Below are 22,105 nucleotides of genomic sequence, written 5' to 3' on the forward strand. Positions count from 1 at the left end.
TGAAGGCCCGGGTCGCGCGCCGGCCACCCGTGGGGGTGGCCGGCGCAGGGGGGATCAGATCTTGGAGTAGAACTCCACGATCAGCTGTTCCTGGATCGGAACCGTGATCTGCTCGCGGACGGGCCGCGAGTGGACGAGGATGCGACCGCGGTCGGGCGCGACGTCGATCCAGCCGGGGACGGTGTCCTTGTCGTGGGTCTCACGCGCGACGATGAACGGCGTGGTCTCCAGCGACTTGGGCTTGACGTCGATGATGTCGTGCTTGCTCACCTGGAACGACGGGATGTCGGTCTTGACGCCGTTGACGATGAAGTGCCCGTGGTTGACGAGCTGCCGGGCGTGACGACGCGTGCGGGCGAAGCCGGCACGGTAGACGACGTTGTCGAGACGCGACTCCAGGATCTGGAGCAGGTTGTCGCCGGTCTTGCCGGGGCGACGCGAGGCGAGCTCGTAGTACTTGCGGAACTGCTTCTCGAGCACTCCGTAGGTGTAGCGCGCCTTCTGCTTCTCGAGCAGCTGGTTGCGGTACTCCGACTCCTTGACGCGCGCACGGCCGTGCTGGCCGGGAGGGTAAGGACGCTTTTCGAATGCAGCGTCACCACCGACGAGGTCGATGCCGAGACGGCGCGACTTCTTGGTGAGAGGTCCGGTGTAACGGGCCATGGTTGATAACTCCTAGGACTGTGTCTGATTCAGGGCAGCGACGTCAGAGACGACGGTGCTTGGGGGGACGGCAGCCGTTGTGGGGGCTGGGGGTCACGTCGGAGATGGTGCCGACCTCGAGGCCGACTCCGCTCAGCGACCGGATCGCCGTCTCGCGGCCCGAACCGGGGCCCTTCACGAAGACGTCGACCTTCTTCATCCCGTGCTCCATGGCCTGACGACCGGCCGACTCGGCGGCCATGCCGGCCGCGAACGGGGTCGACTTGCGCGAGCCCTTGAATCCGACGGTTCCGCCGGAGGCCCACGAGATCACGGCGCCCGTGGGGTCCGTGATGGTCACGTGGGTGTTGTTGAACGTGCTCTTGATGTGGGCTTCACCCGCGGCGACGTTCTTCTTTTCCTTGCGGCGGACCTTCTTGCCAGCTGACTTAGGAGGCATGCGCTATCACTTCTTCTTTCCGGCGACGGTGCGCTTGGGGCCCTTGCGGGTGCGCGCGTTGGTCTTGGTGCGCTGGCCACGGACGGGCAGGTGCGCACGGTGACGACGGCCCTGGTAGCTGCCGATCTCCATCTTGCGGCGAATGTCTGCCGTGACCGTGCGACGCAGGTCGCCCTCGGTCTGGTAGTTCGCTTCGATGTGATCGCGGAGCGCTACGAGGTCGTTGTCGTCGAGCTCGTGGACTCGCTTGTCCGGGCTGATGCCGGTTGCCGCGAGGGTCTCGGTGGCGCGGGTGCGGCCGATTCCGAATACGTACGTGAGTGCGATCTCGATGCGCTTTTCGCGCGGGAGGTCGACTCCTACGAGGCGTGCCATCTAGGCAGTTCCTTCCATTGTGCGAGGTGTGGTCATCCGATGCGTCCCGGTTGCCTCCCAAGTCAGATGACCTGGAACCGGGCCCCGGCCTACGCTTCCGGGGGTGACCCGCCGCGGCCAGCCGTGTGGCTGTCTTCGACGGGAGCGATCAGATGTTGCGTGCTGCTGTTGCTGTGAAGCCGATGTGTCTGTTCAGCCCTGGCGCTGCTTGTGCCGCGGGTTCTCGCAGATCACCATGACGCGGCCGTGGCGACGGATCACCTTGCACTTGTCACACATCTTCTTCACGCTCGGGTTGACCTTCATCGAGATTCTCTCTCTTGGGGATCGATGCGTGGATGTTGAGGTGTAGCGGGACTTACTTGTAGCGGTAGACGATGCGACCGCGGGAGAGGTCGTACGGCGAGAGCTCGACCACGACCCGGTCCTCGGGGAGGATGCGGATGTAGTGCTGACGCATCTTGCCGCTGATGTGCGCGAGAACCTTGTGACCGTTGGCCAGCTCCACACGGAACATCGCGTTGGGAAGAGCCTCGACCACGGCACCTTCCATCTCGATGACGCCTTCTTTTTTCGCCATGACCTCTTCTTTGGTTGCACTGCATGTGATGTCACGTGATGATGTGTTGCTCCGGCCGGGACGCACCCCGCACACCGCCGGAGCGGGTGCCGTGACATGGGTGAGCAGACCTGAAAAGGCCGACTCCCGATTCTACGCCCTCGGGGCCGGCAGACTCAAATCGCCCCCGGCTGCGCCAGGCATCACGACGGCGGGCGGAACTCGGTCTGGCCGGGACCGTACCGGTCGATCAGGCGCGACAGGACGATCGCGGTCTCGGTGCGGTCGACGCTGGCCGTCTCCTCCCGCACGCGCTCGAGCGCCCGTTCGAGGTCACGCACGTCCTTGGCGACGATGTGCAGGATCGCGTCGGCGGCACCCGAGACCGTGGCGGCCGCGTGCACCTCCGGCACCCGGCTGAAGGCGTCGCGCAGCCGGTCCGGGGAGATGGTGCCCTGGCAGTGCACCTCGACGTAGGCCTCGGTCGTCCATCCGAGCAGCTGCGGGTCGAGGATCGCGGTGAACCCGGCGATGACACCGTCCTCGACCAGCCGGTCCATCCGGCGCTTGATGGCCGGCGACGACAGGCCGATCCGGTCGCCGATCGCCGCATAGCTGGCGCGGCCGTCCTCGAGCAGGCATCCGATGAGCTGACGGTCGAGATCGTCCATGCACACAGTCTCGCAAGAAATCGCCGCTGGGACGACACAAGCGCAAGAAATGACCGCAGGAACGGCGATTTCGGATTCGTTGACGGCGCAGGGCCGCGCCTAGTGTTGGTCATCGTGCAGAGTCACTGCCTGAGCTCACCCCCGGAGGCCTCACCTTGACCGTTCTCGACACCCGCGCCACCGCCGCCCCGCACCACCAGGCCGACCGCCTGAGCCGCACCCGGCACTACCTGATGTGCACGCCCTCCCACTTCGAGGTCACGTACGCCATCAATCCCTGGATGGACGTCGAGAACCCCGTCGACACCGCGCGCGCCCGGCTGCAGTGGGAGGTGCTGCGTCAGACGTACCTGAGCCTCGGCCACCGCGTCGACCTGATCGACCCGCTGCCGGGCCAGCCCGACATGGTCTTCGCCGCCAACGGCGGCCTGGTCATCGGCCGCCGCGCGTACGGCGCCAAGTTCCGCTTCGCCGAGCGCGCGGCCGAGGGCGGGGCGTACGCCTCGTGGCTGACCGAGCACGGCTACGAGGTGGTCGAGCCGTCGCGCACCAACGAGGGCGAGGGCGACTTCCTGGCGCTGGGATCGATGATCCTTGCAGGCACGGGCTTCCGCACGTCGCTCGAGGCGCACATCGAGGCCGCCGACGCCCTCGACCGTCCGGTCGTCTCGCTCGAGCTGGTCGATCCCCGCTTCTACCACCTCGACGTGGCGATCGCGGTGCTCGACGACGGGCACGGCTCCGCCCCCGCCGACATCGCCTACTACCCCGGCGCCTTCAGCCGGCACAGCCAGCGGACGCTCCGCGACCTGTTCCCCGACGCGATCCTGTGCTCGGAGGCCGATGCCCTCGTGCTGGGCCTCAACGCCGTCAGCGACGGACGCCACGTCGTCCTGCCGTCGGCCGCCACCGCGCTGGCGACCGACCTCCGGCAGCGCGGGTACACGCCCGTGCCGGTCGACCTCGGCGAGTTCGTCAAGTCCGGCGGCAGCGTCAAGTGCTGCACGATGGAGCTGCACCGCTGAGGCCCGCCGACTCCCGCTCGCGGACGATCTGAGCCCATCGAGTCACACGAGCCCCATCTGTCACGTAGAGTGTCGGCGTGTCGCAGTCTCGGATCGCACTCGTCGTGCTATTTTTCGCCGCCCTCCTGGTGCCAGTGGCTCCTGCTCACGCGGCGTCGACCGTCCTCTGCACGACCTACACGGGGTGCAGCAACCAGGGGTACTCGCACGCGGGCTACGCGTCGGCCAAGGGCACCAGCTACTGGGGCATGTACACGGGCACCAACTGCACCAACTACGTCGCCTACCGGCTCATCACCACCAACGGCCTGTCGACCAAGCGGCCCGCGCCCGGCGTCGGCAACGCCCGCGACTGGGGCACCGCGATGGCCTCGGTGACCAATGCGACGCCCGCCGTCGGCGCCGTCGCGTGGTGGGGCAAGACCGGCAACCACGTCGCGTACATCGAGAAGGTCGTCTCCAGCAGCGAGATCTGGGTCTCGGAGTCCAACTGGAGCGGTGCCTTCGACTGGCGCAAGATCACCAAGTCCGGCGGCGGCTGGCCCGACGGCATCATCCACTTCACGCCTCCGGCGCCCGTCAGCTCCACGCAGCCGGCGATCGTCGGCTCCCCGACCGTCGGCGCCGCCGTCACCGCGTCCACCGGCACCTGGAACCCGGCGCCTGCGAGCTTCCAGTACCAGTGGATGCTCGACGGTGCGCCGCTGACCGGCGCGACCGCCAAGACCTACACGCCGACGCCGGTCACCGCCTACCGCAACCTCACGGTGCAGGTCAGCGGCATCCGGACGGGATCGGCCACCGTGCGGGCCGTCTCGCCGCCGGCTGTCGTCGCGCCTGGCACCCTCACGGCCTCCCGACGCCCGGTGGTCACCGGCACCGCCAAGATCGGGCAGCGCCTCAGTGCGACGGGCGGCACCTGGTCGCGCACGGACGTGGCGCTGACCTACCAGTGGTTCTCGGGTGCCAACTCGATCGCCGGCGCCACCAGTGCCACCTACGCGGCGCAGGCAGCCGACGTGGGTCAGCCGCTGACGGTCCGGGTCACCGCGAGCCGCGCGGGCTTCACCCCCGCGACCTCGACGTCGGCCTCCACGGCCTCCGTCGCTGGCGGCACGCTGGTCCGCAGGTCCGGCCCATCGGTGACGGGCACCCCGCGGGTCGGTGCGCCCCTGACCGCCTCGCCGGGCACGTGGTCACCGGCGGCCACCACGACCTTCCAGTGGTACGCCGACGGACGGGCCGTCGCCGGCGCCACCGCACAGACCTTCCGGCCGACCGCCCGCGAGCGTCGCGCCACCATCACGGTGCGCGTGACGGCTCGTCGTGCCGGCTACACCTCCGCGACTGCCACCTCCGCGGCGACGTCGGCCGTCGGCACCGGGCGCATCGACGTCGCCAAGGGCCCGCGCATCGCCGGGTCGCCGAGCGCCGGTGCCGTCCTGACGATCGACCCGGGCACCTACTCCCCTGCCAACGCCTCGGTGCGCTATCAGTGGATGCGCGACGGCAAGGCCATCAGCGGGGCGACCAGCCGTACGCGCAAGGTGTCGCCCGGCGACGTCGGGCGCCGGCTGTCCGCCACCGTCACCTACAAGGTGTCGGGCTACTCGGCCCGCACCGTCACGACCGCCGCCGCGCGCAGGACGCGGTCGGCCGCCACGCTCTCGGTCAAGGCCACCTCGCCGGCCGCCGGCCGCGTCGCGCTCACGATCCGCGTCAAGGGTGCCGGCGGCGTCGTGCCGACCGGATCCGTGTCGGTCGTCGACCCGGCCGGTCGCACGCGCACCGCCAAGCTCGTCAAGGGCAGAACGGTCCTCACGGTGACCGGGCAGCCCACCGGACGACAGACCTACCGCATCACCTACGGCGGATCGTCGACCGTCGCCACCGGCACCAAGACCAAGTCCGCGACGGTGCGCTGAGGCACCACCCGGCCGTCAGGCCTCGGAGTCGAACAGCACCTTCCAGGAGCCGTCGACCTGCTGCACCTGCCACGTCTGGTCGTCCTCGTCGGTGCCGAGGTCGACCGTGACGGTCGCGCTGCCATCGACCGGTTCGTCGGCCGACAGCTCGATCGCGTCGAGGTCGACCCCGTCGGCGGCGTAGTCACCCTTGAGCGTGCCGATCATCTCGCAGTCGATGTCGTCGGGCGTGACCACGACGCTCTTCACGTCGGTGCAGCTGCCCTTCTCGAGCGCGGCCATGAGGTCGCTCACGGCGCCCTCGGGGCTGCCTGAGCCCGCCCCGCCTCCTGAGCCGCAGGCCGCGACCAGCAGCAGCGCAGCACTTGCGACGAGGAGCCTCATGACGTCAGTCTCCCCCATACGGCACGCCGAGCGCAGCAAGACGCTCCCGACCACCGTCGAGGGACGTCAGCACCCACGTGCCGGTGTCGGTGAGGGTGAAGGTGTTCTCGACGTGCGCCGACCACGAGCCGTCGGTGGTCACGACCGTCCAGTCGTCGGCCAGCGTGCGGGTGCTGCCGGTGCCCAGGGTGACCATGGGCTCGACCGCCAGGGCCAGACCCTCGACCAGCTTGGCGCCGCGACGCGGGCGCCCGTAGTTGGGCACGTCGGGCGGCTGGTGCATCGCGGAGCCGATGCCGTGGCCCGTGTAGCCCTCGACGATCCCGTAGTCGCCCGCGGCGACGACCGAGGTCTCGATCGCGTGGCTGATGTCGCCGACCCGGCCGCCGAGCGCCGCCGCCGCGATGCCGGCCCACATGGCGTCCTCGGTGGCCTGCAGCAACGCGGTGATCTCGTCGGGGACCTCGCCGACCGCCACCGTGATCGCGGCATCGCCGTGCCAGCCGTCGACGATCGCGCCGCAGTCGATCGAGATGATGTCGCCGTCGCGCAGCACCCGCGAGCCCGGCATGCCGTGCACGACCTCGTCGTTGACCGACGTGCAGATGACACCCGTGAACCCGCCCTCGCCGGACGGGCCGTGGGCGCCGTAGTTCAGGAAGTTCGAGGTGGCGCCGGACGCCACGATGTGCTCGTGCGCCATGGCATCGAGCTCACCCGTGGTGACGCCCGCCCGGGCCTCGCGCCGCAGCAGCTCGAGCGTGTGTGCGACCACCAGCCCGGCGGAGCGCATCGAGGCGATCTGGTCGGGCGTCTTGATCTCGATGCCGCGGTCGAACATCAGGTGACCGGGGCTAGGACGGCAGGACGGCGTCGATGCGCCGAGCGACCTCGTCGACCTCGCCCACACCGTCGACCTCGAACAGCAGGCCCCGCGATCCGTAGACCTCGAGCAGCGGTGCGGTCTCCGCCGTGTAGACCTCCTGGCGGTGCCGGATGACCTCTTCGGTGTCATCGGCCCGGCCACTGGTCTCGGCGCGCTTCAGCAGCCGCTGGATGAGCTCTTCGGGGTCGACCACGAGCTCGATGACGCCGTCGAGCCTCTGCCCGAGCTCGGCGAGGATCGTGTCGAGCTTCGCGACCTGGTCGACCGTGCGCGGGTAGCCGTCGAGGATGAAGGCGTCCTTGGCGTCGTCCTGGGCCAAGCGGTCCTTGACCATCGCGTTGGTGACCTCGTCGGGCACGTACTCGCCGGCGTCCATGTAGCGCTGCGCCGTGCGGCCCAGCTCGGTCTGGTCGCGGACGTTGGCCCGGAAGATGTCACCCGTCGAGATGTGCGCCCCACCGATGCGCTCGGCCAGGCTGACGGCCTGCGTTCCCTTGCCCGCCCCGGGCGGACCCATGATGAGGAGTCGCATTTACTTGAGGAACCCTTCGTAGTTGCGCTGCTGCAGCTGGCTCTCGATCTGCTTGACGGTGTCGAGGCCGACGCCGACGATGATGAGCAGCGTGGTGCCGCCGAACGGGAAGTTCTGGCTGGCACCGATCGCAGCGATCGCGATCATCGGGATCAGGGCGATCAGGCCGAGGTACAGCGCACCCGGTGCGGTGATGCGGCTGAGCACGTAGCCCAGGTAGTCCTGCGTGGGCCGTCCGGCGCGGATGCCCGGGATGAAGCCGCCGTACTTCTTCATGTTGTCGGCGACCTCCTCGGGGTTGAACGTGATCGAGACGTAGAAGTACGTGAAGAACACGATCAGCATGAAGAACGTGGCCATGTAGAGCGGGTGGTCGCCCTTCACGAAGTTGTCGTTGATCCACGTGGCCCACGGGGCGCCCGAGTTGAACTGCGCCATCAGGGCCGGCAGGTACATCAGGCTCGAGGCGAAGATGACCGGGATGATGCCGGCCTGGTTGACCTTGAGCGGGATGTACGTCGACGAGCCGCCGAACATGCGGCGTCCCACCATGCGCTTGGCGTACTGCACGGGGATGCGGCGCTGGGCCTGCTCGATGAAGATCACCGCGGCCACGATGACCAGGCCGATCGCGATGACGGCCACGAAGGTCGCCCAGCCCTTGGTCTGCTTGATCTGCCACATGGCCCCGGGGAACGTCGCGACGACCTGGGTGAAGATCAGGATCGACATGCCGTTGCCGACTCCACGGTCGGTGATCAGCTCGCCGAGCCACATGATCACGGCCGTGCCGGCGACCATCGTCAGCACGATCAGCAGGAACGACAGGATGCTGTCGGGGTTGTAGAGCAGCGGACGACCCTGCTCGGCGCCGCCGAACAGGTTGCCGCTGCGAGCCAGCGCGACGATGCCGGTGGCCTGCAGGATGGCCAGCCCCAGCGTCAGGTAGCGCGTGTACTGCGTGATCTTGGTCTGCCCGGCCTGGCCCTCCTTCTTGAGGGCCTCCAGACGCGGGATCACCACGACGAGCAGCTGCAGGATGATGCTCGCGGTGATGTAGGGCATGATGCCCAGCGCGAACACCGTCAGCTGCAGCAGCGCGCCGCCGGAGAAGACGTTGATCAGCGCGAACAGGCTGCTGTTCTCACCCGACGAGGCGGCCGTGACGGCGGCCTGGACGTTGCCGACGTTGATGCCCGGTGCGGGCATCGTCGAACCGAGTCGAAACAGGACGATGACGAACAGGACGAAGAGGATCTTCTTCCGCAGGTCGGGCGTCCGGAAGGCGTGGACGAAGGCGCTGAGCACCGTGATCCTCCTCGTGCACGTGGCGTGCGTGGGTAGAACGGACAAAAGCGGGCTCTCGCCCGCGGTGTGACTCTAACAGCCACCGAGAACGGCGGGACCCTCCGATCGGAGGATCCCGCCGTTCATGGGGTCACAGCACGGTGGTGGACCCGCCGGCTGCTTCGATCTTGCTCTTGGCCGAGGCGGAGAACTTGTCTGCCGTGACCTGGACCTTGACCGAGATCTCGCCCTGGCCGAGGACCTTGACGGGACGGCCCTTGCGGACCGCGCCGTTGGCGACCAGCGACGCGACGTCGATGTCACCGCCATCGGGGTAGAGCTCGGCGATGCGGTCCAGGTTCACGACCTGGTACTCCTCGCGGAACGGGTTCTTGAACCCCTTCAGCTTCGGCAGACGCATGTGGATGGGAACCTGTCCACCCTCGAAGCCGGCAGGAACCTGGTAGCGGGCCTTGGTGCCCTTGGTTCCGCGTCCGGCCGTCTTTCCCTTGGAGCCCTCACCGCGACCCACGCGGGTCTTGGCGGTCTTGGCTCCGGGGGCGGGGCGCAGGTGGTGCAGCTTGAGCGCCATGTCAGTTAACCTCCTTGACGTCCACGAGGTGCGGGATGGACTCAGCCATGCCGCGGAGCTCGGGACGATCCTCGACGACCACCACGTCGCCGATCTTCTTGAGACCGAGCGAGCGCAGGGTGTCGCGCTGGTTCTGCTTGCGTCCGATGCCGGACTTGGTCTGGGTCACCTGGAGCTTGGCCATCAGACACCCGCCCCGGCGTCAGCCTTGGCCTTGGCCTCGGCGATGCCTTCCTTGCCGGCGCGCAGCAGGGCCGCCGGAGCGACCTGCTCGACCGTCAGGCCACGACGCGATGCGACGTCCTCGGGCGACTCGAGCAGGCGCAGGGCCGCCACGGTCGCGTGGACGATGTTGATCGCGTTGGACGAGCCCAGCGACTTGCTCAGCACGTCGTGGACGCCAGCAGCCTCGAGCACGGCGCGCACCGGGCCACCGGCGATCACGCCGGTACCGGGCGATGCCGGGCGCAGGAACACGACGCCAGCCGCCTTCTCGCCCTGCACGGGGTGCGGGATGGTGCCCTGGATGCGCGGGACGCGGAAGAAGGACTTCTTGGCCTCTTCGACGCCCTTGGCGATCGCGGTGGGAACTTCCTTGGCCTTGCCGTAGCCGATGCCGACCTGACCATCGCCGTCGCCGACGATCACCAGGGCGGTGAAGCTGAAGCGACGACCACCCTTGACGACCTTGGCGACACGGTTGATCGTGACGACCTTCTCGATGTACTGCGACTTCTCGGCGCCGCGACCGTTGTCACGGCCCCGTCCGCCTCCGCCTCCGCGGCGCTGCTGCCCGCTCATGCGGCACTCCTCACGATTGAGTAAATGTCTGTGGTGATGGTCATCAGAACTCCAGTCCGCCCTCGCGAGCGCCGTCGGCCAGAGCCGCGACCCGTCCCGCGTACTTGTTGCCGGCGCGGTCGAAGACCACGGTGGCGACACCGGCAGCCTTGGCGCGGTCGGCCACGAGCTCGCCGACGCGCTTGGCCTTGGCCGTCTTGTCGCCGTCGAGCCCGCGCAGGTCGGCCTCCATGGTCGACGCCGATGCCAGCGTGTGTCCCTGGAGGTCGTCGACGACCTGGGCCACGAGGTGCTTGTTGGAGCGCGTGACGACGAGACGCGGACGCTCGGCCGATCCGTGGATCTTCTTGCGACCGCGGATCTGGCGACGCAGACGCGATGCCGTACGACCCTTGACGCTCTTGTTGTGCCTGATCGAGATAGCCATGGACTACTTACCAGCCTTTCCGACCTTGCGACGAACGTGCTCGCCGGCGTAACGGACACCCTTGCCCTTGTAGGGCTCGGGCTTGCGAATCTTGCGGATGTTCGCGGCGACCTCGCCGACGGCCTGCTTGTCGATGCCGATGACCGAGAACGCGGTCGGCTTCTCGACGGCGAACGTGATGCCCTCGGGGGCCTTCACGACGACCGGGTGGCTGAAGCCGAGTGCGAACTCGAGCTCGGTGGGGCCCTTGAGCGCGACGCGGTAACCGACGCCGACGATCTCGAGCTTCTTCTCGTAGCCCTCGGTGACGCCGACGACCATGTTGCTGATCAGCGTGCGCGAGAGGCCGTGGAGGGCCTTGCTCTTGCGCTCGTCGTTGGGACGCTCGACCGACAGCACGCCGTCCTCGGCCTTGGCGACCGTGATCGGCTCGGCGACGGTGTGCGTCAGCTCGCCCTTGGGACCCTTGACGCGGACGTCCTGGCCCTCGATGGTGACCTCGACGCCTGCCGGGATCGTGACTGGAATCTTGCCGATGCGTGACATGTGTTCAGGCCCCTCTCACCAGACGTAGGCGAGGACTTCTCCGCCTACGCCCTTCTGGTTGGCCTGGCGGTCCGTGAGCAGACCCTGGCTGGTCGAGATGATGGCGACGCCGAGGCCGCCGAGCACCTTGGGCAGGCCGGTCGACTTCGCGTACACGCGAAGGCCCGGCTTGCTGATGCGGCGGATGCCGGCGATCGAGCGCTCGCGGTGCGGGCCGTACTTGAGGGTGATCGTCAGCGTCTTGCCGACCTCGCCCTCCTTGGGCTCGGCCACGTCGATCGAGGTGATGTAGCCCTCCTGCTTCAGGATCTCGGCGACGCCGGCCTTCAGCTTGGAGTAGGGCATGGCCACGCTGTCGTGGTACGCCTGGTTGCCGTTGCGGACACGCGTGAGCATGTCTGCGATCGGATCGGTCATTGTCATTGCTGGTGTTCCGTTCTCGCCGCGGTTTCGTCTTCGTCTTCGAGTGCTCGTGCACCGAGTGGGAAGGGACCTACGACGTGGTGGGGATGAAGGTAGTGACTACCAGGAGCTCTTGGTGATGCCCGGCAGCTCGCCGCGGTGCGCCATCTCGCGAAGGCAGATGCGGCAGAGGCCGAACTTCTTGTAGACCGAGCGCGGACGGCCGCACCGCTGGCAGCGGGTGTAGCCGCGGACCGCGAACTTAGGCTTGCGCGCGGCCTTGACCTTGAGACCAGTCTTCGCCATGTCAGTTCTCCTTGTAGGGGAAGCCGAGCAGCTTGAGCAGCGCGCGCCCCTCGTCGTCGTTGGTCGCCGTGGTGACGACCGTGATGTCCATGCCGCGCGAGCGGTCGATCTTGTCCTGGTCGATCTCGTGGAACATGACCTGCTCGGTCAGACCGAAGGTGTAGTTGCCGCGACCGTCGAACTGCTTGGGGCTCAGGCCGCGGAAGTCGCGGATGCGGGGCAGCGCGAGCGTCAGCAGACGGTCGAGGAACTCCCACATGCGGTCGCCGCGCAGCGTGACGTGCGTGCCGATCGGCATGCCCTCGCGCAGCTTGAACTGGGCGATGGACTTGCGGGCCTTGGTGACCTGCGGCTTCTGGCCGGTGATCGCGGTGAGGTCGCGGATCGCGCCCTCGATCAGCTTGCCGTCGCGCGCGGCCTCGCCGACGCCCATGTTGACGACGATCTTGGTGAGGCCGGGAACCTGCATCACGTTGTCGTAGTCGAACTGGTCGCGCAGGGCCGGGAGGATCTCCTCGCGGTACCGCGTCTTCAGACGGGGGGCCGTGGCCGTGGTGGTGGTGTCGTCAGCCATGTCAGATCTCCTTTCCGGTCTTCTTGGCGATGCGGACGCTGCGCTGGGCCGAGTAGGTCGAGCCGTCGGGACGCGTCTTGGTGACGTCGTCGCGGCGGTAGCCGACACGCGTCGGCTCCTTGTCGGCGAGCAGCATGACGTTCGAGATGTGGATCGGCGCCTCGCTGGTGATGATGCCGCCCGAGCCCACGCCACCGGCCTGCGAAGGCTTGGTGTGGCGCTTGACGCGGTTGACGCCTTCGACGATGACGCGATCGTGCTCGGCGAGGACCTCGATGACCGAACCGGTCACGCCCTTGTCCTTGCCAGCGATGACCTTGACCTGGTCACCCTTGCGAATGCTGACGGTGCCTTTGCGGGCCATGTCAGAGCACCTCCGGTGCGAGAGAGATGATGCGCATGAACTTCTTGTCGCGAAGCTCACGGCCGACGGGGCCGAAGATGCGCGTACCGCGCGGATCTCCGTCCGCCTTGAGGATGACGGCTGCGTTCTCGTCGAACTTGATGTACGAACCATCGGGACGGCGGCGCTCCTTGACGGTGCGCACGACGACAGCCTTGACGACATCGCCCTTCTTGACGTTTCCGCCGGGGATGGCGTCCTTCACGGTGGCGACGATGGTGTCACCGATGCCCGCGTAACGACGGCCCGAGCCACCGAGGACACGGATGCAGAGGATTTCCTTCGCACCGGTGTTGTCGGCGACCTTGAGTCGAGACTCCTGCTGAATCATCTGTCGTCTCCTACTTGGCCTTCTCGAGGATCTCGACGATGCGCCAGCGCTTGGTCGCCGAGAGCGGACGGGTCTCCATGATCAGGACCCGGTCGCCGATGCCGGCAGCGTTGGACTCGTCGTGAGCCTTGAGCTTGATGTTGCGTCGCAGGACCTTGCCGTAGAGGGCGTGCTTGACACGGTCCTCGACGTTGACCACGACGGTCTTGTCCATCTTGTCGCTGACGACGAGACCCTCACGGGTCTTGCGTGCGGTGCGTTCAGTCACTGCTTCGCCTTCATTAGTCTTCTTGTCGGTCATGCCTCAGCCCCCTCGACGATGCCGAGCTCGCGCTCGCGCATGACGGTGTAGATACGGGCGATGTCCTTGCGGACGGCACGCAGACGGGCGGTGTTGTCGAGCTGCCCCGTGGCGTTCTGGAAGCGCAGGTTGAACAGCTCTTCCTTGGACTCGGCCAGCTTCTCAGCCAGGTCCTCGGCGCTCACGGCGCGCAGCTCTGCGGCGGTGGTCACTGCGGCCATCACAGCTCACCTGTCTCTCGGGAGATGAAGCGTGCCTTCATGGGCAGCTTGTGGATCGCGAGGCGCGTGGCCTCACGGGCGGTCTTCTCGTCGACACCGGACAGCTCGAACATGACGCGGCCGGGCTTGACGTTGGCGACCCACCACTCGGGCGAACCCTTACCGGAACCCATGCGGGTCTCGGCAGGCTTCTTGGTGAGCGGACGGTCGGGGTAGATGTTGATCCACACCTTGCCGCCACGCTTCATGTGACGCGTCATGGCGATACGAGCGGACTCGATCTGACGGTTGGTCACGTAGGCCGGCGTGATGCACTGGATGCCGTAGTCACCGAACGCCAGCTCGGTGCCGCCCTTGGCGGCGCCGCGACGAGCGGGGTGGTGCTGCTTGCGGTACTTGACCCTTCGGGGCATCAACATCAGGAAGCCTCCCCTGCAGGAGTAGTGGCGGCAACGGCCTCGGCCGGAGCGGCCTCGGTCGCCGGAGCGGCGTCGGTCGCGGGAGCGGCCTCGTCGCGAGCGGGACGCTCGGGACGACGCGCGCCACCGGCGGCACCGCCACGGGCGGGACGACGGTTGCTGCCGGGAGCGGCCGCACGCTTGGCCGCCTCGGCCTCGCGCTCGGCGCGGGTGCCCGCAACCTCGCCCTTGTAGATCCAGACCTTCACGCCGATGCGGCCGAAGGTCGTCTTGGCCTCGTAGAAGCCGTAGTCGACGTCGGCGCGAAGCGTGTGCAGGGGCACGCGGCCCTCGCGGTAGAACTCCGAGCGCGACATCTCGGCACCACCGAGGCGGCCCGAGCACTGGATACGGATGCCCTTGGCACCCGAGCGCATCGTCGACTGCATGGCCTTGCGCATGGCGCGACGGAACTGCACGCGACCGGAGAGCTGCTCGGCGACGCCCTGGGCGACCAGCTGCGCGTCCATCTCGGGGTTCTTGACCTCGAGGATGTTCAGCTGCACCTGCTTGCCCGTGAGCTTCTCGAGGTCGCCGCGGATGCGGTCGGCCTCGGCGCCACGGCGGCCGATGACAATGCCCGGACGAGCCGTGTGGATGTCGACGCGGACACGCTCACGCGTGCGCTCGATCTCGACACGGCTGATGCCGGCGCGGTCCATGCCCTTGGTGAGCATCCTGCGGATCTGGACGTCCTCACCGACGTAGCTCTTGTAGAGCTTGTCGGCGTACCAACGGCTCTTGTGATCCGTCGAGATGCCCAGTCGGAACCCGTGCGGGTTGATCTTCTGTCCCACTATCGGTTCCCGCCCTTCTTCTTGGAGATTTTGGTGGCTGCGGCGAGGCGCTTGCCCTCGACGAACTCAGCCGGCTGGACGACCACGGTCAGGTGGCTGCTGCGCTTGAGGATGCGGTTGGCCGCACCCTTGGCGCGCGGGCGCCAGCGCTTCATCGTCGGACCCTCGTCGACGTGGACCGTCGTGATGATCAGCGACGACCGGTCGAGGCCCTCGGTGGACTCGGCGTTGGCAGCGGCGCTGTCGACGAGCTTGTAGAACACCTCGGCGACGGCCTGCGGCGCGAACTGCAGGGTGGCCAGCGCGTTGTCGACGGACTCGCCGCGGATCAGGTCGCCGATGCGGCGCGACTTCTGCGCGGTGACGCGAACGAAGCGGGCCACGGCGAACGCGCCGGGCTCGTCGCCCAGCAGACGCTCGCGGCGAGCGCTGACGCTCTCACGGGTAGCTGCACTCATCGCCTCTTCGCCTTCCGATCGTCCTTCTCGTGACCGCGGAACGTGCGGGTCGGGGCGAACTCGCCCAGCTTGTGACCCACCATCGAGTCCGTGATGAACACGGGCACGTGCTTGCGGCCGTCGTGCACGGCGATCGTGTGTCCGATGAAGGACGGCAGGATCATCGAGCGACGCGACCAGGTCTTGATCACGGTGTGCGTGTCGGCCGCGTTCTGGACGTCGACCTTCTTCTCGAGGTGCCCGTCAACGAACGGGCCCTTCTTCAAACTGCGTGGCATTAGTGAACCAATCCTCTTTAGCGGCCGGACTTGCGGCGGCGGACGATCTGGGAGTCGCTGGCCTTGCGCTTGCGCGTACGGCCCTCCGGCTTGCCCCACGGCGAGACGGGGTGACGTCCACCGGACGTCTTGCCCTCACCACCACCGTGCGGGTGGTCGACCGGGTTCATGGCGACACCACGGACGGTCGGGCGCTTGCCCTTCCAGCGGTTGCGGCCTGCCTTGCCCCAGTTGATGTTGGACTGCTCGGCGTTGCCGACCTCGCCGATCGTGGCGCGGCAGCGGACGTCGACGTAGCGCATCTCGCCGGACGGCAGACGCAGCTGAGCCTTGGCGCCTTCCTTGGCGACGAGCTGGACGCGCACACCGGCCGAACGGCCCATCTTGGCACCGCCACCGGGACGCAGCTCGATGTTGTGCAGCAGCGTGCCGACGGGGATGTTGCGCAGCGGCAGGTTGTTGCCGACCTTGATGTCGGAGCCGACGCCGGCCTCGACGGTCATGCCCTGCTTCAGACCCTCGGGCGCGATGATGTAGCGCTTCTCGCCGTCCGCGTAGTGCAGGAGCGCGATGCGCGCCGTGCGGTTGGGGTCGTACTCGATGTGAGCGACCTTCGCGGGGACGCCGTCCTTGTCGTAGCGACGGAAGTCGATGATGCGGTAGGCGCGCTTGTGTCCGCCACCCTGGTGCCGCGTCGTGATCCGGCCCTGGTTGTTGCGGCCACCCTTCTTGGGCAGCGGCTCCACCAGGGACTTCTCCGGCGTGGTGCGGGTGATCTCGGCGAAGTCGGCGACGCTGGAGCCTCGGCGGCCCGGCGTGGTCGGCTTGTACTTGCGAATAGCCATGTGTCCTCAGTCCTCAGGCGCTCGGCGTCGAGAAGATGTCGATGCTCTGACCGGCAGCGACACTGACGATTGCTCGCTTCGTGTCCTTGCGCTTGCCAAGACCCGACTTGGTGCGGCGGGTCTTGCCCTTGCGGTTGAGCGTGTTGACCGCGGTGACCTTGACGCCGAAGATCTTCTCGACGGCGATCTTGATCTCCGTCTTGTTGGCGTCTGGGTGCACCACGAACGTGTACTTGTTGTCGTCGAGCAGGCCGTAGCTCTTCTCGCTGACGACCGGCGCGATCAGGATGTCGCGGTGGTCCTTGTAGATCGTGCTCATCAGGCGTCTCCTGCCTTCGTGAAGCCGGCGGCCTCAGCCGTCTCGGCGGAGTCGAACCAGACCTCGGCGACCGTCGAGTCGTACCACTGGGTGTCGGGCTCGTGGTACTTCATCGAGTCCTCGTTGCCCTTGACCTCGTGGCCCTTGGGAGCGTTGCCGCTCTTGAGGGGAGCCTTCGAGCCGGGGCCGTAGGGCTGGGTCGCCGTGGCGCCGGCAGGCTTGTCGGCCTTGGCAGCCGGAGCCTCGTCGGTCTCGGCGGCCGGCGTCTCGACGACCTCGGCAGCAGCGGCCTTCTTGGCCGGAGCCTTCTTGGCCGGGGCCTTCTTGGCAGCCGGAGCCTTGTCGTTCGCGGACACCTCGGTGGCCAGCGCGCTGAGGGCGACGGTCTCGCTGCCCTCGGCCGACCGGGCCGCCACGAACGCGTCGAAGGCGTTCTGCGTGAAGACGATGTCGTCGGCCTTCAGCACGTCGTACGTGTTGAGCTGGTCGAACGTCAGGATCGCGGCGCTGTCGTGGTTGCGCAGGCTCAGCGCGGTGATGGTGTCGTCACGATCGACGACGATCAGCACGCGGGGGCGCGGCGTCAGCTCGAGCAGCGTGGCGATCGCCAGCTTCGTCGACGGCTTGTCGCCGCCCACGATGCTGTCGACGACGTGCAGACGACCCGTGCGAGCCCGGTCGGAGAGGGCACCGCGCAGGGCGGCGGCCTTCATCTTCTTGGGCGTGCGCTGGTCGTACGAGCGCGGCGTCGGGCCGTGCACGATGCCACCACCGTTGTACTGGGGTGCGCGGATCGAGCCCTGACGGGCGCGACCGGTGCCCTTCTGGCGGTACGGCTTCTTGCCACCACCGGACACCTCGCCACGCGACTTGGTGCTGTGCGTGCCCTGGCGAGCCGCCGCGAGCTGCGCGACGACGACCTGGTGGATCAGCGGGATGTTGGTCTGGACGTCGAAGATGTCGACGGGCAGCTGAGCATCGATGGTCTTGACCATGGTGTCAGGCTCCCTTCACTGCAGAGCGGATGACGACGAGAGCACCCTTGGGGCCGGGAACCGCGCCCTTGATCAGGATGACGCCCTTGTCGGTGTCGACCGCGTGGACCTTGAGGTTCTGGGTGGTGACCTGCTCGGCACCCATGTGACCGGCCATGCGCAGACCCTTGAAGACGCGACCCGGGGTGGCGCAGCCACCGATCGAGCCGGGCTTGCGGTGGTTGCGGTGCGCACCGTGCGAGGCGCCCACGCCGTGGAAGCCGTGACGCTTCATGACGCCGGCGAAGCCCTTGCCCTTGCTGGTGGCGGTGACGTCGACGACGTCGCCCGTGGCGAAGATCTCCGGGGAGATCTCCTGTCCCAGGGTGAAGTCGCCGATGGCCTCGGTGCGGATCTCGACGACGTGACGACGCGGCGTGACGCCGGCCTTCGCGAAGTGGCCGCTGACCGGCTTGTTGACCTTGCGGCCGTCGATCTCGCCGAAGCCGAGCTGGACGGCGGAGTAGCCGTCGGTCTCGCGCGTACGGATCTGCGTGACGACGTTGGTGTCGGCAGCGATGACCGTGACGGGAATGATCTTGTTGTCGGCATCCCAGACCTGGGTCATGCCGAGCTTGCGGCCGAGGAGGCCGCGCGTGGTGGCTGTGCTGGTGTCGCTCATAGGTCGCTGGCTCCCCTCAGAGCTTGATCTCGATGTCGACGCCGGCCGGCAGGTCGAGACGCATGAGCGAGTCGACTGTCTTGGGCGTCGGGTCAATGATGTCGATGAGACGCTTGTGCGTGCGCATCTCGAAGTGCTCGCGGCTGTCCTTGTACTTGTGCGGCGAACGGATCACGCAGAACACGTTCTTCTCGGTGGGCAACGGCACCGGTCCTGCGACCTTGGCACCCGTGCGCGTCACCGTGTCGACGATCTTGCGCGCCGACGAGTCAATGACCTCGTGATCGTAGGCCTTGAGCCGGATACGGATTTTTTGTCCCGCCATGCTCTCGCTTGTCCTTTTCGTTCGTTCGCTTCGCAGTCTCGCCCCGGATCGAGGGAGAAGGGCTCCTCCCCACCGCCGACCCCCGAGGTCGGGCGTGTCGCGGCCGTTTGAAGAGCATGCGTCACACACGTGTCGAGTTAGGTGGTTGGACCCGCACTCGACAGCTTCCTGCGAGGGCCGGGACAAGCTCGATCTCAGTTTCGGTGCCGCGTCGTGATCGGCGTGAGAGGCCGGACAGACGACACCCCAGCGATCGAGCCGGAGCAACCGAACTATTCTGACAGACCCGTGCGGTGAAAGACAAATCGACCCCGTCTCACGTCTCGGTATGCGTCACGAGGTCGGCGCTGCGCTGCCTACGGTGGATCGATGACCGCTCTTCTCGGACCCGCACCCACCTGCGCCCTGCCTCCCCCGCCGGAAGAGGCCCCACCCGTCCAGCGCGGTCCGCTCGTCGGTGTCGCGGCCGTCGCGGCGGCCCTGCTGGTGGTCGTCGGCTCGCAGCACGGCGCGAAGTTCGCGGTCCTGCTCGCCCTGGGCCTCGGGCTCGGCATCGCCCTGTTCCACGCCCGGTTCGGCTTCACGTCCGGCTGGCGCCAGCTGGTCGCGGTCGGCAACGGCGCGGGCGTCCGGGCCCATGCCCTCCTGCTGGGCACCGCGGCGACCCTCTGCATGGTGCTGCTGGCGTCGGGCACGGGCCTGTTCGGCTCGACTCCCCAGCCGTCGGGCGGGCAGATCGGCGTCGCCCTGCTGCTGGGCTCGTTCCTGTTCGGGCTCGGCATGCAGCTGGGTGGCGCGTGCGCGTCCGGGACGCTCTTCGCGGTCGGATCGGGCCAGTCGAGCGTGCTGGTGACGCTGCTGGGCTTCATCGTCGGCTCCGTGCTCTACACGTGGCAGTTCGACCTCGTCGACGACCTGCCGACGTTCGAGCCCGTGCTGCTGCAGGACCACGTCGGCTACGGCGGCGCCTGGGTCGTCACGATCGCCGCGCTGCTGGCGATCGTCGCAGGCAGCCGCGCGTACCAGGCACGACGCAATCCCCCGCCCGCCGGGCGTCCGCCCTCCGCTGCCGGTGTCGCACGCCTCTGGCGCGGATCGTGGCCCATGCTCGCCGGGGCCGTGGTGCTGGCCGTGCTCGCGGCCGGGGTGCTGCTCGTCTCGGGCGGCACCTGGGGCGTCACGAGCGCCTTCGGCCTGTGGGGCGCGAAGCTGCTGCAGGTGGCCGGGATGCATCCCGAGACCTGGGCCTTCTGGCAGCAGCCCGGCCAGGCCGAGCAGCTGGCGGGCTCCGTGCTGGCCGACAAGAACTCGTTGACCAACATCGGCATCATCCTGGGGGCGGCCGTGGCGGCGACGCTGGCCGGCGTCTGGACCTTCCGGCACCGGTTCACCGGCAAGGAGGTCGCCGCGGCGTTCATCGGCGGCATCCTGCTGGGCGTCGGCGCCCGTCTCGCCTCGGGCTGCAACATCGGTGCGTACCTCGGCGGCATCTCGACCGGCAGCCTCTCGGGCTGGATCTGGGGGGTCGTCGCCCTGGCCGGCACCTGGGTCGGCCTCAAGCTCCGCCCCCTGTTCGGCCTGTCGGTGCCCCGCTCGGACGACAGCATCTGCTGAGGGCCGATTCGCGGCCGCCTGGCCGACCTGAGAGGCTGTCAGGGTCCTGCACGGGGGTAAAGGACCCCGGTGCGACCAACGAACGAGGTAGCCCGACATGCGCCAGACCGTCCGACTCTCCCTAGCCACGGCCACCGCAGCCGCCATGCTCGTCCTGTCCGCCTGCGGAGGATCCGACAGCAGCGACGGTGACGCCCCCGCCGCCGATCCCGAGACGTCGGCCACCACGCCGGCCGCACCCGAGACCACCGACGCTCCCGCCGCCGAGCAGACCAAGCTCGCCGTCGACCAGACGATCCAGGACGACGTGCTGGGCGACACCATCAAGATCACCGGCATGGTGCGCGACTTCCAGGCGCCGTCGCGCACCAACATCCCCGAGGGCGGCGGTGAGTGGGTGCTGCTCGAGCTCGACACCAAGGCCGGCGACAAGTTCAGCGGCGGCGTCCAGGGCGGCTTCACGCTGTACCAGACCGATGGCGAGCTGGCCGGCTCCACCACGGGCATCATCGACGACGACATGACCGCCGCGGGCTTCACCCCGTGGGAGACGGCGAGTGCCGGCGAGCAGACCAAGGGCTGGGTCGCGTTCCAGGTCAACACCCGGGCCGACGCCTACCAGCTCCAGTACAAGCGTCTCGCCGCCAGCGTCATCGGCGGGGGCGACCCGATCCCCGAGAAGATCTGGAAGATCGAGCTGCCGACGTCCTGACGTCCACCCGTACGCAGCAGGGCCCGGTCTCCCGCGAGGAGACCGGGCCCTGCTGCGTGACGCTCAGTGGTGCACGTGGTGCTCGGACTCGCGATGACCCGCGGGCTCGATCTGGAAGGTCGAGTGCTCGACGTCGAAGTGGTCGGCCAGGCACCCGCGGAGCCGGTCGAGCACCGCGTGCGCCTCGGCCATGCCGATCACGTCGTCGTCGACGACGACGTGGGCGCTCATGACCGGCATGCCCGACGTGATCGTCCAGACGTGGAGGTCGTGGACGTCACGCACACCGTCGGTGCCGATGATGTGCGCTCGCAGGTCGGCGAGGTCGACGTCACCCGGCGTCGACTCGAGCAGCACCTCGACGACCTCGCGCAACAGCGACAGCGCGCGGGGCACGATCATCGCCGCGATCACCAGCGAGGCGATCGCGTCGGCCGCGTACCAGTCGGTGAGCAGGATGATGGTGGCGGAGACCATCACCGCGACCGAGCCGAGCGCGTCGCCCAGCACCTCGAGGTAGGCGCCACGCACGTTGAGGTTCTCCGACGACCCGCCGCGCAACAGCACGAGCCCGATCAGGTTGACCACGAGGCCGATGGCACCGGCGACCAGGATGAGCCCGCCGTCGAGCTCGGGCGCATCGCCGAAGCGGCGGATCGCGCTGACGGCCACCCAGGCCGACAGCCCCAGCAGGATCAGGCCGTTGAGCCCGGCAGCCAGGATCTCGGTGCGCTGGTACCCGAAGGTGCGTCGCGATCCTTCCGCTCCCCCGCGCTGCGCCACCGTGATGGCCGCGAGGGCCATGACGATGCCGAACGAGTCACCCAGCATGTGTCCGGCGTCGGCCAGCAGCGCGAGGCTGCCGGTGAACGCCGCGACGACGGCCTCGACCAGCAGCACGATCGCGGTGAGCCCCAGCACCATGGCCAGTCGGCCGCGGTGCTGCACTCCGCTGCCGTGCGCGTGATCGTGTCCCATGGCAACAAGGCTATG

At 68.1% G+C, this 22,105-nt stretch carries 36 protein-coding genes; 4 read left to right on the top strand and 32 right to left on the bottom strand.

The features are described from left to right. Positions 1–54: 54 nt before the first annotated feature. The 6 genes from rpsD to DX116_RS01675 form a co-directional block, all read right to left on the bottom strand. A complete protein-coding gene (gene rpsD / locus DX116_RS01650; RefSeq protein ID WP_119702498.1) occupies positions 55–663 on the bottom strand; it encodes a 30S ribosomal protein S4 in 609 nt (202 codons plus the stop codon). A gap of 43 nt (positions 664–706) precedes the next feature. Beyond that, positions 707–1,102: a 30S ribosomal protein S11 gene (rpsK, locus tag DX116_RS01655; RefSeq protein ID WP_056606241.1), complete on the bottom strand. Its 396-nt coding sequence runs from the start codon at positions 1,100–1,102 to the stop codon at positions 707–709. Positions 1,103–1,108: 6 nt separating this feature from the next. Continuing rightward, positions 1,109–1,477 (bottom strand): 30S ribosomal protein S13, encoded by a 369-nt coding sequence (rpsM, locus tag DX116_RS01660; protein WP_056606237.1) that lies wholly within the window; start codon positions 1,475–1,477, stop codon positions 1,109–1,111. Between the two features lie 192 nt (positions 1,478–1,669). Beyond that, a complete protein-coding gene (rpmJ, locus tag DX116_RS01665; protein ID WP_056606235.1) occupies positions 1,670–1,783 on the bottom strand; it encodes a 50S ribosomal protein L36 in 114 nt (37 codons plus the stop codon). Positions 1,784–1,835: 52 nt separating this feature from the next. Then, complete coding sequence (gene infA, locus DX116_RS01670) at positions 1,836–2,057, bottom strand: translation initiation factor IF-1 (protein ID WP_007078610.1); 222 nt, start codon at positions 2,055–2,057, stop codon at positions 1,836–1,838. Between the two features lie 182 nt (positions 2,058–2,239). Next, the gene (locus DX116_RS01675) at positions 2,240–2,707 is read right to left on the bottom strand and encodes an Lrp/AsnC family transcriptional regulator (protein WP_119702499.1); all 468 of its coding nucleotides are present in this window, start codon (positions 2,705–2,707) and stop codon (positions 2,240–2,242) included. Positions 2,708–2,862: 155 nt separating this feature from the next. Between DX116_RS01675 and ddaH the strand changes: the two genes are divergently transcribed. Together ddaH and DX116_RS01685 are read left to right on the top strand one after the other, a co-directional pair. Next, complete coding sequence (gene ddaH / locus DX116_RS01680) at positions 2,863–3,732, top strand: dimethylargininase (RefSeq protein ID WP_233556535.1); 870 nt, start codon at positions 2,863–2,865, stop codon at positions 3,730–3,732. 77 nt (positions 3,733–3,809) lie between these two features. Beyond that, a complete protein-coding gene (locus DX116_RS01685; protein ID WP_147393549.1) occupies positions 3,810–5,657 on the top strand; it encodes a CHAP domain-containing protein in 1,848 nt (615 codons plus the stop codon). 15 nt (positions 5,658–5,672) lie between these two features. On the opposite strand, the gene DX116_RS01690 is transcribed toward DX116_RS01685, so the two are convergent. From DX116_RS01690 to rpsJ, 25 genes are all read right to left on the bottom strand, one after another. After that, positions 5,673–6,041 carry a hypothetical protein gene (locus DX116_RS01690; RefSeq protein ID WP_199715885.1) on the bottom strand — a complete coding sequence of 123 codons (369 nt, stop codon included), beginning with the start codon at positions 6,039–6,041 and terminating at the stop codon, positions 5,673–5,675. 4 nt (positions 6,042–6,045) lie between these two features. Next, complete coding sequence (gene map, locus DX116_RS01695) at positions 6,046–6,882, bottom strand: type I methionyl aminopeptidase (RefSeq protein WP_199715886.1); 837 nt, start codon at positions 6,880–6,882, stop codon at positions 6,046–6,048. Positions 6,883–6,895: 13 nt separating this feature from the next. Then, a complete protein-coding gene (locus tag DX116_RS01700) occupies positions 6,896–7,459 on the bottom strand; it encodes an adenylate kinase (protein WP_119702502.1) in 564 nt (187 codons plus the stop codon). Then, positions 7,460–8,767, bottom strand: coding sequence for a preprotein translocase subunit SecY (gene secY / locus DX116_RS01705; protein ID WP_119702503.1), 1,308 nt, complete (start codon positions 8,765–8,767; stop codon positions 7,460–7,462). A gap of 130 nt (positions 8,768–8,897) precedes the next feature. After that, a complete protein-coding gene (rplO, locus tag DX116_RS01710) occupies positions 8,898–9,338 on the bottom strand; it encodes a 50S ribosomal protein L15 (RefSeq protein WP_119702504.1) in 441 nt (146 codons plus the stop codon). Position 9,339: 1 nt separating this feature from the next. Then, positions 9,340–9,522: a 50S ribosomal protein L30 gene (rpmD, locus tag DX116_RS01715; RefSeq protein ID WP_119702505.1), complete on the bottom strand. Its 183-nt coding sequence runs from the start codon at positions 9,520–9,522 to the stop codon at positions 9,340–9,342. Then, complete coding sequence (gene rpsE, locus DX116_RS01720; RefSeq protein WP_119702506.1) at positions 9,522–10,139, bottom strand: 30S ribosomal protein S5; 618 nt, start codon at positions 10,137–10,139, stop codon at positions 9,522–9,524. Before rpsE ends, rpmD begins: the two co-directional genes overlap by 1 nt. Positions 10,140–10,182: 43 nt before the next feature. Beyond that, positions 10,183–10,566 carry a 50S ribosomal protein L18 gene (gene rplR / locus DX116_RS01725; RefSeq protein WP_056606200.1) on the bottom strand — a complete coding sequence of 128 codons (384 nt, stop codon included), beginning with the start codon at positions 10,564–10,566 and terminating at the stop codon, positions 10,183–10,185. 3 nt (positions 10,567–10,569) lie between these two features. Next, positions 10,570–11,112 (bottom strand): 50S ribosomal protein L6, encoded by a 543-nt coding sequence (rplF, locus tag DX116_RS01730; protein WP_119702507.1) that lies wholly within the window; start codon positions 11,110–11,112, stop codon positions 10,570–10,572. Positions 11,113–11,127: 15 nt separating this feature from the next. Beyond that, complete coding sequence (gene rpsH / locus DX116_RS01735) at positions 11,128–11,535, bottom strand: 30S ribosomal protein S8 (protein WP_119702508.1); 408 nt, start codon at positions 11,533–11,535, stop codon at positions 11,128–11,130. Positions 11,536–11,634: 99 nt separating this feature from the next. Next, positions 11,635–11,820 carry a type Z 30S ribosomal protein S14 gene (locus DX116_RS01740; RefSeq protein ID WP_056209415.1) on the bottom strand — a complete coding sequence of 62 codons (186 nt, stop codon included), beginning with the start codon at positions 11,818–11,820 and terminating at the stop codon, positions 11,635–11,637. Between the two features lies 1 nt (position 11,821). Next, positions 11,822–12,394: a 50S ribosomal protein L5 gene (gene rplE, locus DX116_RS01745; protein WP_119702509.1), complete on the bottom strand. Its 573-nt coding sequence runs from the start codon at positions 12,392–12,394 to the stop codon at positions 11,822–11,824. A gap of 1 nt (position 12,395) precedes the next feature. Beyond that, positions 12,396–12,758, bottom strand: a complete 363-nt coding sequence (rplX, locus tag DX116_RS01750) for a 50S ribosomal protein L24 (RefSeq protein ID WP_056606188.1) — start codon at positions 12,756–12,758, stop codon at positions 12,396–12,398. Position 12,759: 1 nt separating this feature from the next. Continuing rightward, entirely contained in the window at positions 12,760–13,128 is a 369-nt protein-coding gene (rplN, locus tag DX116_RS01755; RefSeq protein WP_056209423.1) for a 50S ribosomal protein L14, read from the bottom strand. Between the two features lie 10 nt (positions 13,129–13,138). Further along, on the bottom strand, positions 13,139–13,429 hold the full coding sequence (rpsQ, locus tag DX116_RS01760) for a 30S ribosomal protein S17 (RefSeq protein WP_119702510.1): 291 nt from the start codon (positions 13,427–13,429) through the stop codon (positions 13,139–13,141). Then, entirely contained in the window at positions 13,426–13,650 is a 225-nt protein-coding gene (gene rpmC / locus DX116_RS01765) for a 50S ribosomal protein L29 (RefSeq protein WP_056606182.1), read from the bottom strand. The genes rpsQ and rpmC overlap by 4 nt, the downstream gene beginning before the upstream one ends. After that, positions 13,650–14,069 (bottom strand): 50S ribosomal protein L16, encoded by a 420-nt coding sequence (rplP, locus tag DX116_RS01770; protein WP_119702511.1) that lies wholly within the window; start codon positions 14,067–14,069, stop codon positions 13,650–13,652. Before rplP ends, rpmC begins: the two co-directional genes overlap by 1 nt. Then, positions 14,069–14,905, bottom strand: a complete 837-nt coding sequence (rpsC, locus tag DX116_RS01775; protein ID WP_119702512.1) for a 30S ribosomal protein S3 — start codon at positions 14,903–14,905, stop codon at positions 14,069–14,071. Before rpsC ends, rplP begins: the two co-directional genes overlap by 1 nt. Next, positions 14,905–15,363: a 50S ribosomal protein L22 gene (gene rplV, locus DX116_RS01780; RefSeq protein ID WP_119702513.1), complete on the bottom strand. Its 459-nt coding sequence runs from the start codon at positions 15,361–15,363 to the stop codon at positions 14,905–14,907. Before rplV ends, rpsC begins: the two co-directional genes overlap by 1 nt. Next, positions 15,360–15,641 (bottom strand): 30S ribosomal protein S19, encoded by a 282-nt coding sequence (gene rpsS, locus DX116_RS01785; RefSeq protein ID WP_056606173.1) that lies wholly within the window; start codon positions 15,639–15,641, stop codon positions 15,360–15,362. The genes rplV and rpsS overlap by 4 nt, the downstream gene beginning before the upstream one ends. A gap of 17 nt (positions 15,642–15,658) precedes the next feature. Next, the gene (rplB, locus tag DX116_RS01790) at positions 15,659–16,486 is read right to left on the bottom strand and encodes a 50S ribosomal protein L2 (protein WP_056606170.1); all 828 of its coding nucleotides are present in this window, start codon (positions 16,484–16,486) and stop codon (positions 15,659–15,661) included. Positions 16,487–16,499: 13 nt separating this feature from the next. After that, positions 16,500–16,805 carry a 50S ribosomal protein L23 gene (gene rplW, locus DX116_RS01795; protein ID WP_119702514.1) on the bottom strand — a complete coding sequence of 102 codons (306 nt, stop codon included), beginning with the start codon at positions 16,803–16,805 and terminating at the stop codon, positions 16,500–16,502. After that, positions 16,805–17,800: a 50S ribosomal protein L4, sunset domain variant gene (rplD, locus tag DX116_RS20450; protein ID WP_119702515.1), complete on the bottom strand. Its 996-nt coding sequence runs from the start codon at positions 17,798–17,800 to the stop codon at positions 16,805–16,807. The genes rplW and rplD overlap by 1 nt, the downstream gene beginning before the upstream one ends. A gap of 4 nt (positions 17,801–17,804) precedes the next feature. Continuing rightward, positions 17,805–18,461 (bottom strand): 50S ribosomal protein L3, encoded by a 657-nt coding sequence (gene rplC / locus DX116_RS01805; protein ID WP_119702516.1) that lies wholly within the window; start codon positions 18,459–18,461, stop codon positions 17,805–17,807. Positions 18,462–18,477: 16 nt separating this feature from the next. Then, positions 18,478–18,786, bottom strand: a complete 309-nt coding sequence (gene rpsJ / locus DX116_RS01810) for a 30S ribosomal protein S10 (RefSeq protein WP_012923688.1) — start codon at positions 18,784–18,786, stop codon at positions 18,478–18,480. A 369-nt stretch (positions 18,787–19,155) separates the two neighbouring features. On the opposite strand from rpsJ, the gene DX116_RS01815 reads away from it, so the two are divergent. Next, positions 19,156–20,400 carry a YeeE/YedE family protein gene (locus DX116_RS01815; protein ID WP_119702517.1) on the top strand — a complete coding sequence of 415 codons (1,245 nt, stop codon included), beginning with the start codon at positions 19,156–19,158 and terminating at the stop codon, positions 20,398–20,400. A gap of 97 nt (positions 20,401–20,497) precedes the next feature. Then, on the top strand, positions 20,498–21,112 hold the full coding sequence (locus tag DX116_RS01820; RefSeq protein WP_119702518.1) for a hypothetical protein: 615 nt from the start codon (positions 20,498–20,500) through the stop codon (positions 21,110–21,112). Between the two features lie 63 nt (positions 21,113–21,175). Here the strand turns inward: DX116_RS01820 and DX116_RS01825 are convergent, their stop codons facing one another. Then, a complete protein-coding gene (locus DX116_RS01825) occupies positions 21,176–22,090 on the bottom strand; it encodes a cation diffusion facilitator family transporter (RefSeq protein ID WP_119702519.1) in 915 nt (304 codons plus the stop codon). Positions 22,091–22,105: the final 15 nt, after the last annotated feature.

This window comes from Aeromicrobium endophyticum, assembly GCF_003586285.1.
Lineage (GTDB): Bacteria > Actinomycetota > Actinomycetes > Propionibacteriales > Nocardioidaceae > Aeromicrobium > Aeromicrobium endophyticum.

Bases quoted from the DNA above. Each gene is read 5' to 3' on its own strand.
- rpsD (WP_119702498.1), bottom strand. From the start codon at position 663: ATGGCCCGTTACACCGGACCTCTCACCAAGAAGTCGCGCCGTCTCGGC.
- rpsK (WP_056606241.1), bottom strand. From the start codon at position 1,102: ATGCCTCCTAAGTCAGCTGGCAAGAAGGTCCGCCGCAAGGAAAAGAAG.
- rpsM (WP_056606237.1), bottom strand. From the start codon at position 1,477: ATGGCACGCCTCGTAGGAGTCGACCTCCCGCGCGAAAAGCGCATCGAG.
- rpmJ (WP_056606235.1), bottom strand. From the start codon at position 1,783: ATGAAGGTCAACCCGAGCGTGAAGAAGATGTGTGACAAGTGCAAGGTG.
- infA (WP_007078610.1), bottom strand. From the start codon at position 2,057: ATGGCGAAAAAAGAAGGCGTCATCGAGATGGAAGGTGCCGTGGTCGAG.
- DX116_RS01675 (WP_119702499.1), bottom strand. From the start codon at position 2,707: ATGGACGATCTCGACCGTCAGCTCATCGGATGCCTGCTCGAGGACGGC.
- DX116_RS01690 (WP_199715885.1), bottom strand. From the start codon at position 6,041: ATGAGGCTCCTCGTCGCAAGTGCTGCGCTGCTGCTGGTCGCGGCCTGC.
- map (WP_199715886.1), bottom strand. From the start codon at position 6,882: ATGTTCGACCGCGGCATCGAGATCAAGACGCCCGACCAGATCGCCTCG.
- DX116_RS01700 (WP_119702502.1), bottom strand. From the start codon at position 7,459: ATGCGACTCCTCATCATGGGTCCGCCCGGGGCGGGCAAGGGAACGCAG.
- rplO (WP_119702504.1), bottom strand. From the start codon at position 9,338: ATGGCGCTCAAGCTGCACCACCTGCGCCCCGCCCCCGGAGCCAAGACC.
- rpmD (WP_119702505.1), bottom strand. From the start codon at position 9,522: ATGGCCAAGCTCCAGGTGACCCAGACCAAGTCCGGCATCGGACGCAAG.
- rpsE (WP_119702506.1), bottom strand. From the start codon at position 10,139: ATGAGCGGGCAGCAGCGCCGCGGAGGCGGAGGCGGACGGGGCCGTGAC.
- rplR (WP_056606200.1), bottom strand. From the start codon at position 10,566: ATGGCTATCTCGATCAGGCACAACAAGAGCGTCAAGGGTCGTACGGCA.
- rplF (WP_119702507.1), bottom strand. From the start codon at position 11,112: ATGTCACGCATCGGCAAGATTCCAGTCACGATCCCGGCAGGCGTCGAG.
- rpsH (WP_119702508.1), bottom strand. From the start codon at position 11,535: ATGACAATGACCGATCCGATCGCAGACATGCTCACGCGTGTCCGCAAC.
- DX116_RS01740 (WP_056209415.1), bottom strand. From the start codon at position 11,820: ATGGCGAAGACTGGTCTCAAGGTCAAGGCCGCGCGCAAGCCTAAGTTC.
- rplE (WP_119702509.1), bottom strand. From the start codon at position 12,394: ATGGCTGACGACACCACCACCACGGCCACGGCCCCCCGTCTGAAGACG.
- rplX (WP_056606188.1), bottom strand. From the start codon at position 12,758: ATGGCCCGCAAAGGCACCGTCAGCATTCGCAAGGGTGACCAGGTCAAG.
- rplN (WP_056209423.1), bottom strand. From the start codon at position 13,128: ATGATTCAGCAGGAGTCTCGACTCAAGGTCGCCGACAACACCGGTGCG.
- rpsQ (WP_119702510.1), bottom strand. From the start codon at position 13,429: ATGACCGACAAGAAGACTAATGAAGGCGAAGCAGTGACTGAACGCACC.
- rpmC (WP_056606182.1), bottom strand. From the start codon at position 13,650: ATGGCCGCAGTGACCACCGCCGCAGAGCTGCGCGCCGTGAGCGCCGAG.
- rplP (WP_119702511.1), bottom strand. From the start codon at position 14,069: ATGTTGATGCCCCGAAGGGTCAAGTACCGCAAGCAGCACCACCCCGCT.
- rplV (WP_119702513.1), bottom strand. From the start codon at position 15,363: ATGAGTGCAGCTACCCGTGAGAGCGTCAGCGCTCGCCGCGAGCGTCTG.
- rpsS (WP_056606173.1), bottom strand. From the start codon at position 15,641: ATGCCACGCAGTTTGAAGAAGGGCCCGTTCGTTGACGGGCACCTCGAG.
- rplB (WP_056606170.1), bottom strand. From the start codon at position 16,486: ATGGCTATTCGCAAGTACAAGCCGACCACGCCGGGCCGCCGAGGCTCC.
- rplW (WP_119702514.1), bottom strand. From the start codon at position 16,805: ATGAGCACGATCTACAAGGACCACCGCGACATCCTGATCGCGCCGGTC.
- rplD (WP_119702515.1), bottom strand. From the start codon at position 17,800: ATGGTCAAGACCATCGATGCTCAGCTGCCCGTCGACATCTTCGACGTC.
- rplC (WP_119702516.1), bottom strand. From the start codon at position 18,461: ATGAGCGACACCAGCACAGCCACCACGCGCGGCCTCCTCGGCCGCAAG.
- rpsJ (WP_012923688.1), bottom strand. From the start codon at position 18,786: ATGGCGGGACAAAAAATCCGTATCCGGCTCAAGGCCTACGATCACGAG.
- DX116_RS01815 (WP_119702517.1), top strand. From the start codon at position 19,156: ATGACCGCTCTTCTCGGACCCGCACCCACCTGCGCCCTGCCTCCCCCG.
- DX116_RS01820 (WP_119702518.1), top strand. From the start codon at position 20,498: ATGCGCCAGACCGTCCGACTCTCCCTAGCCACGGCCACCGCAGCCGCC.
- DX116_RS01825 (WP_119702519.1), bottom strand. From the start codon at position 22,090: ATGGGACACGATCACGCGCACGGCAGCGGAGTGCAGCACCGCGGCCGA.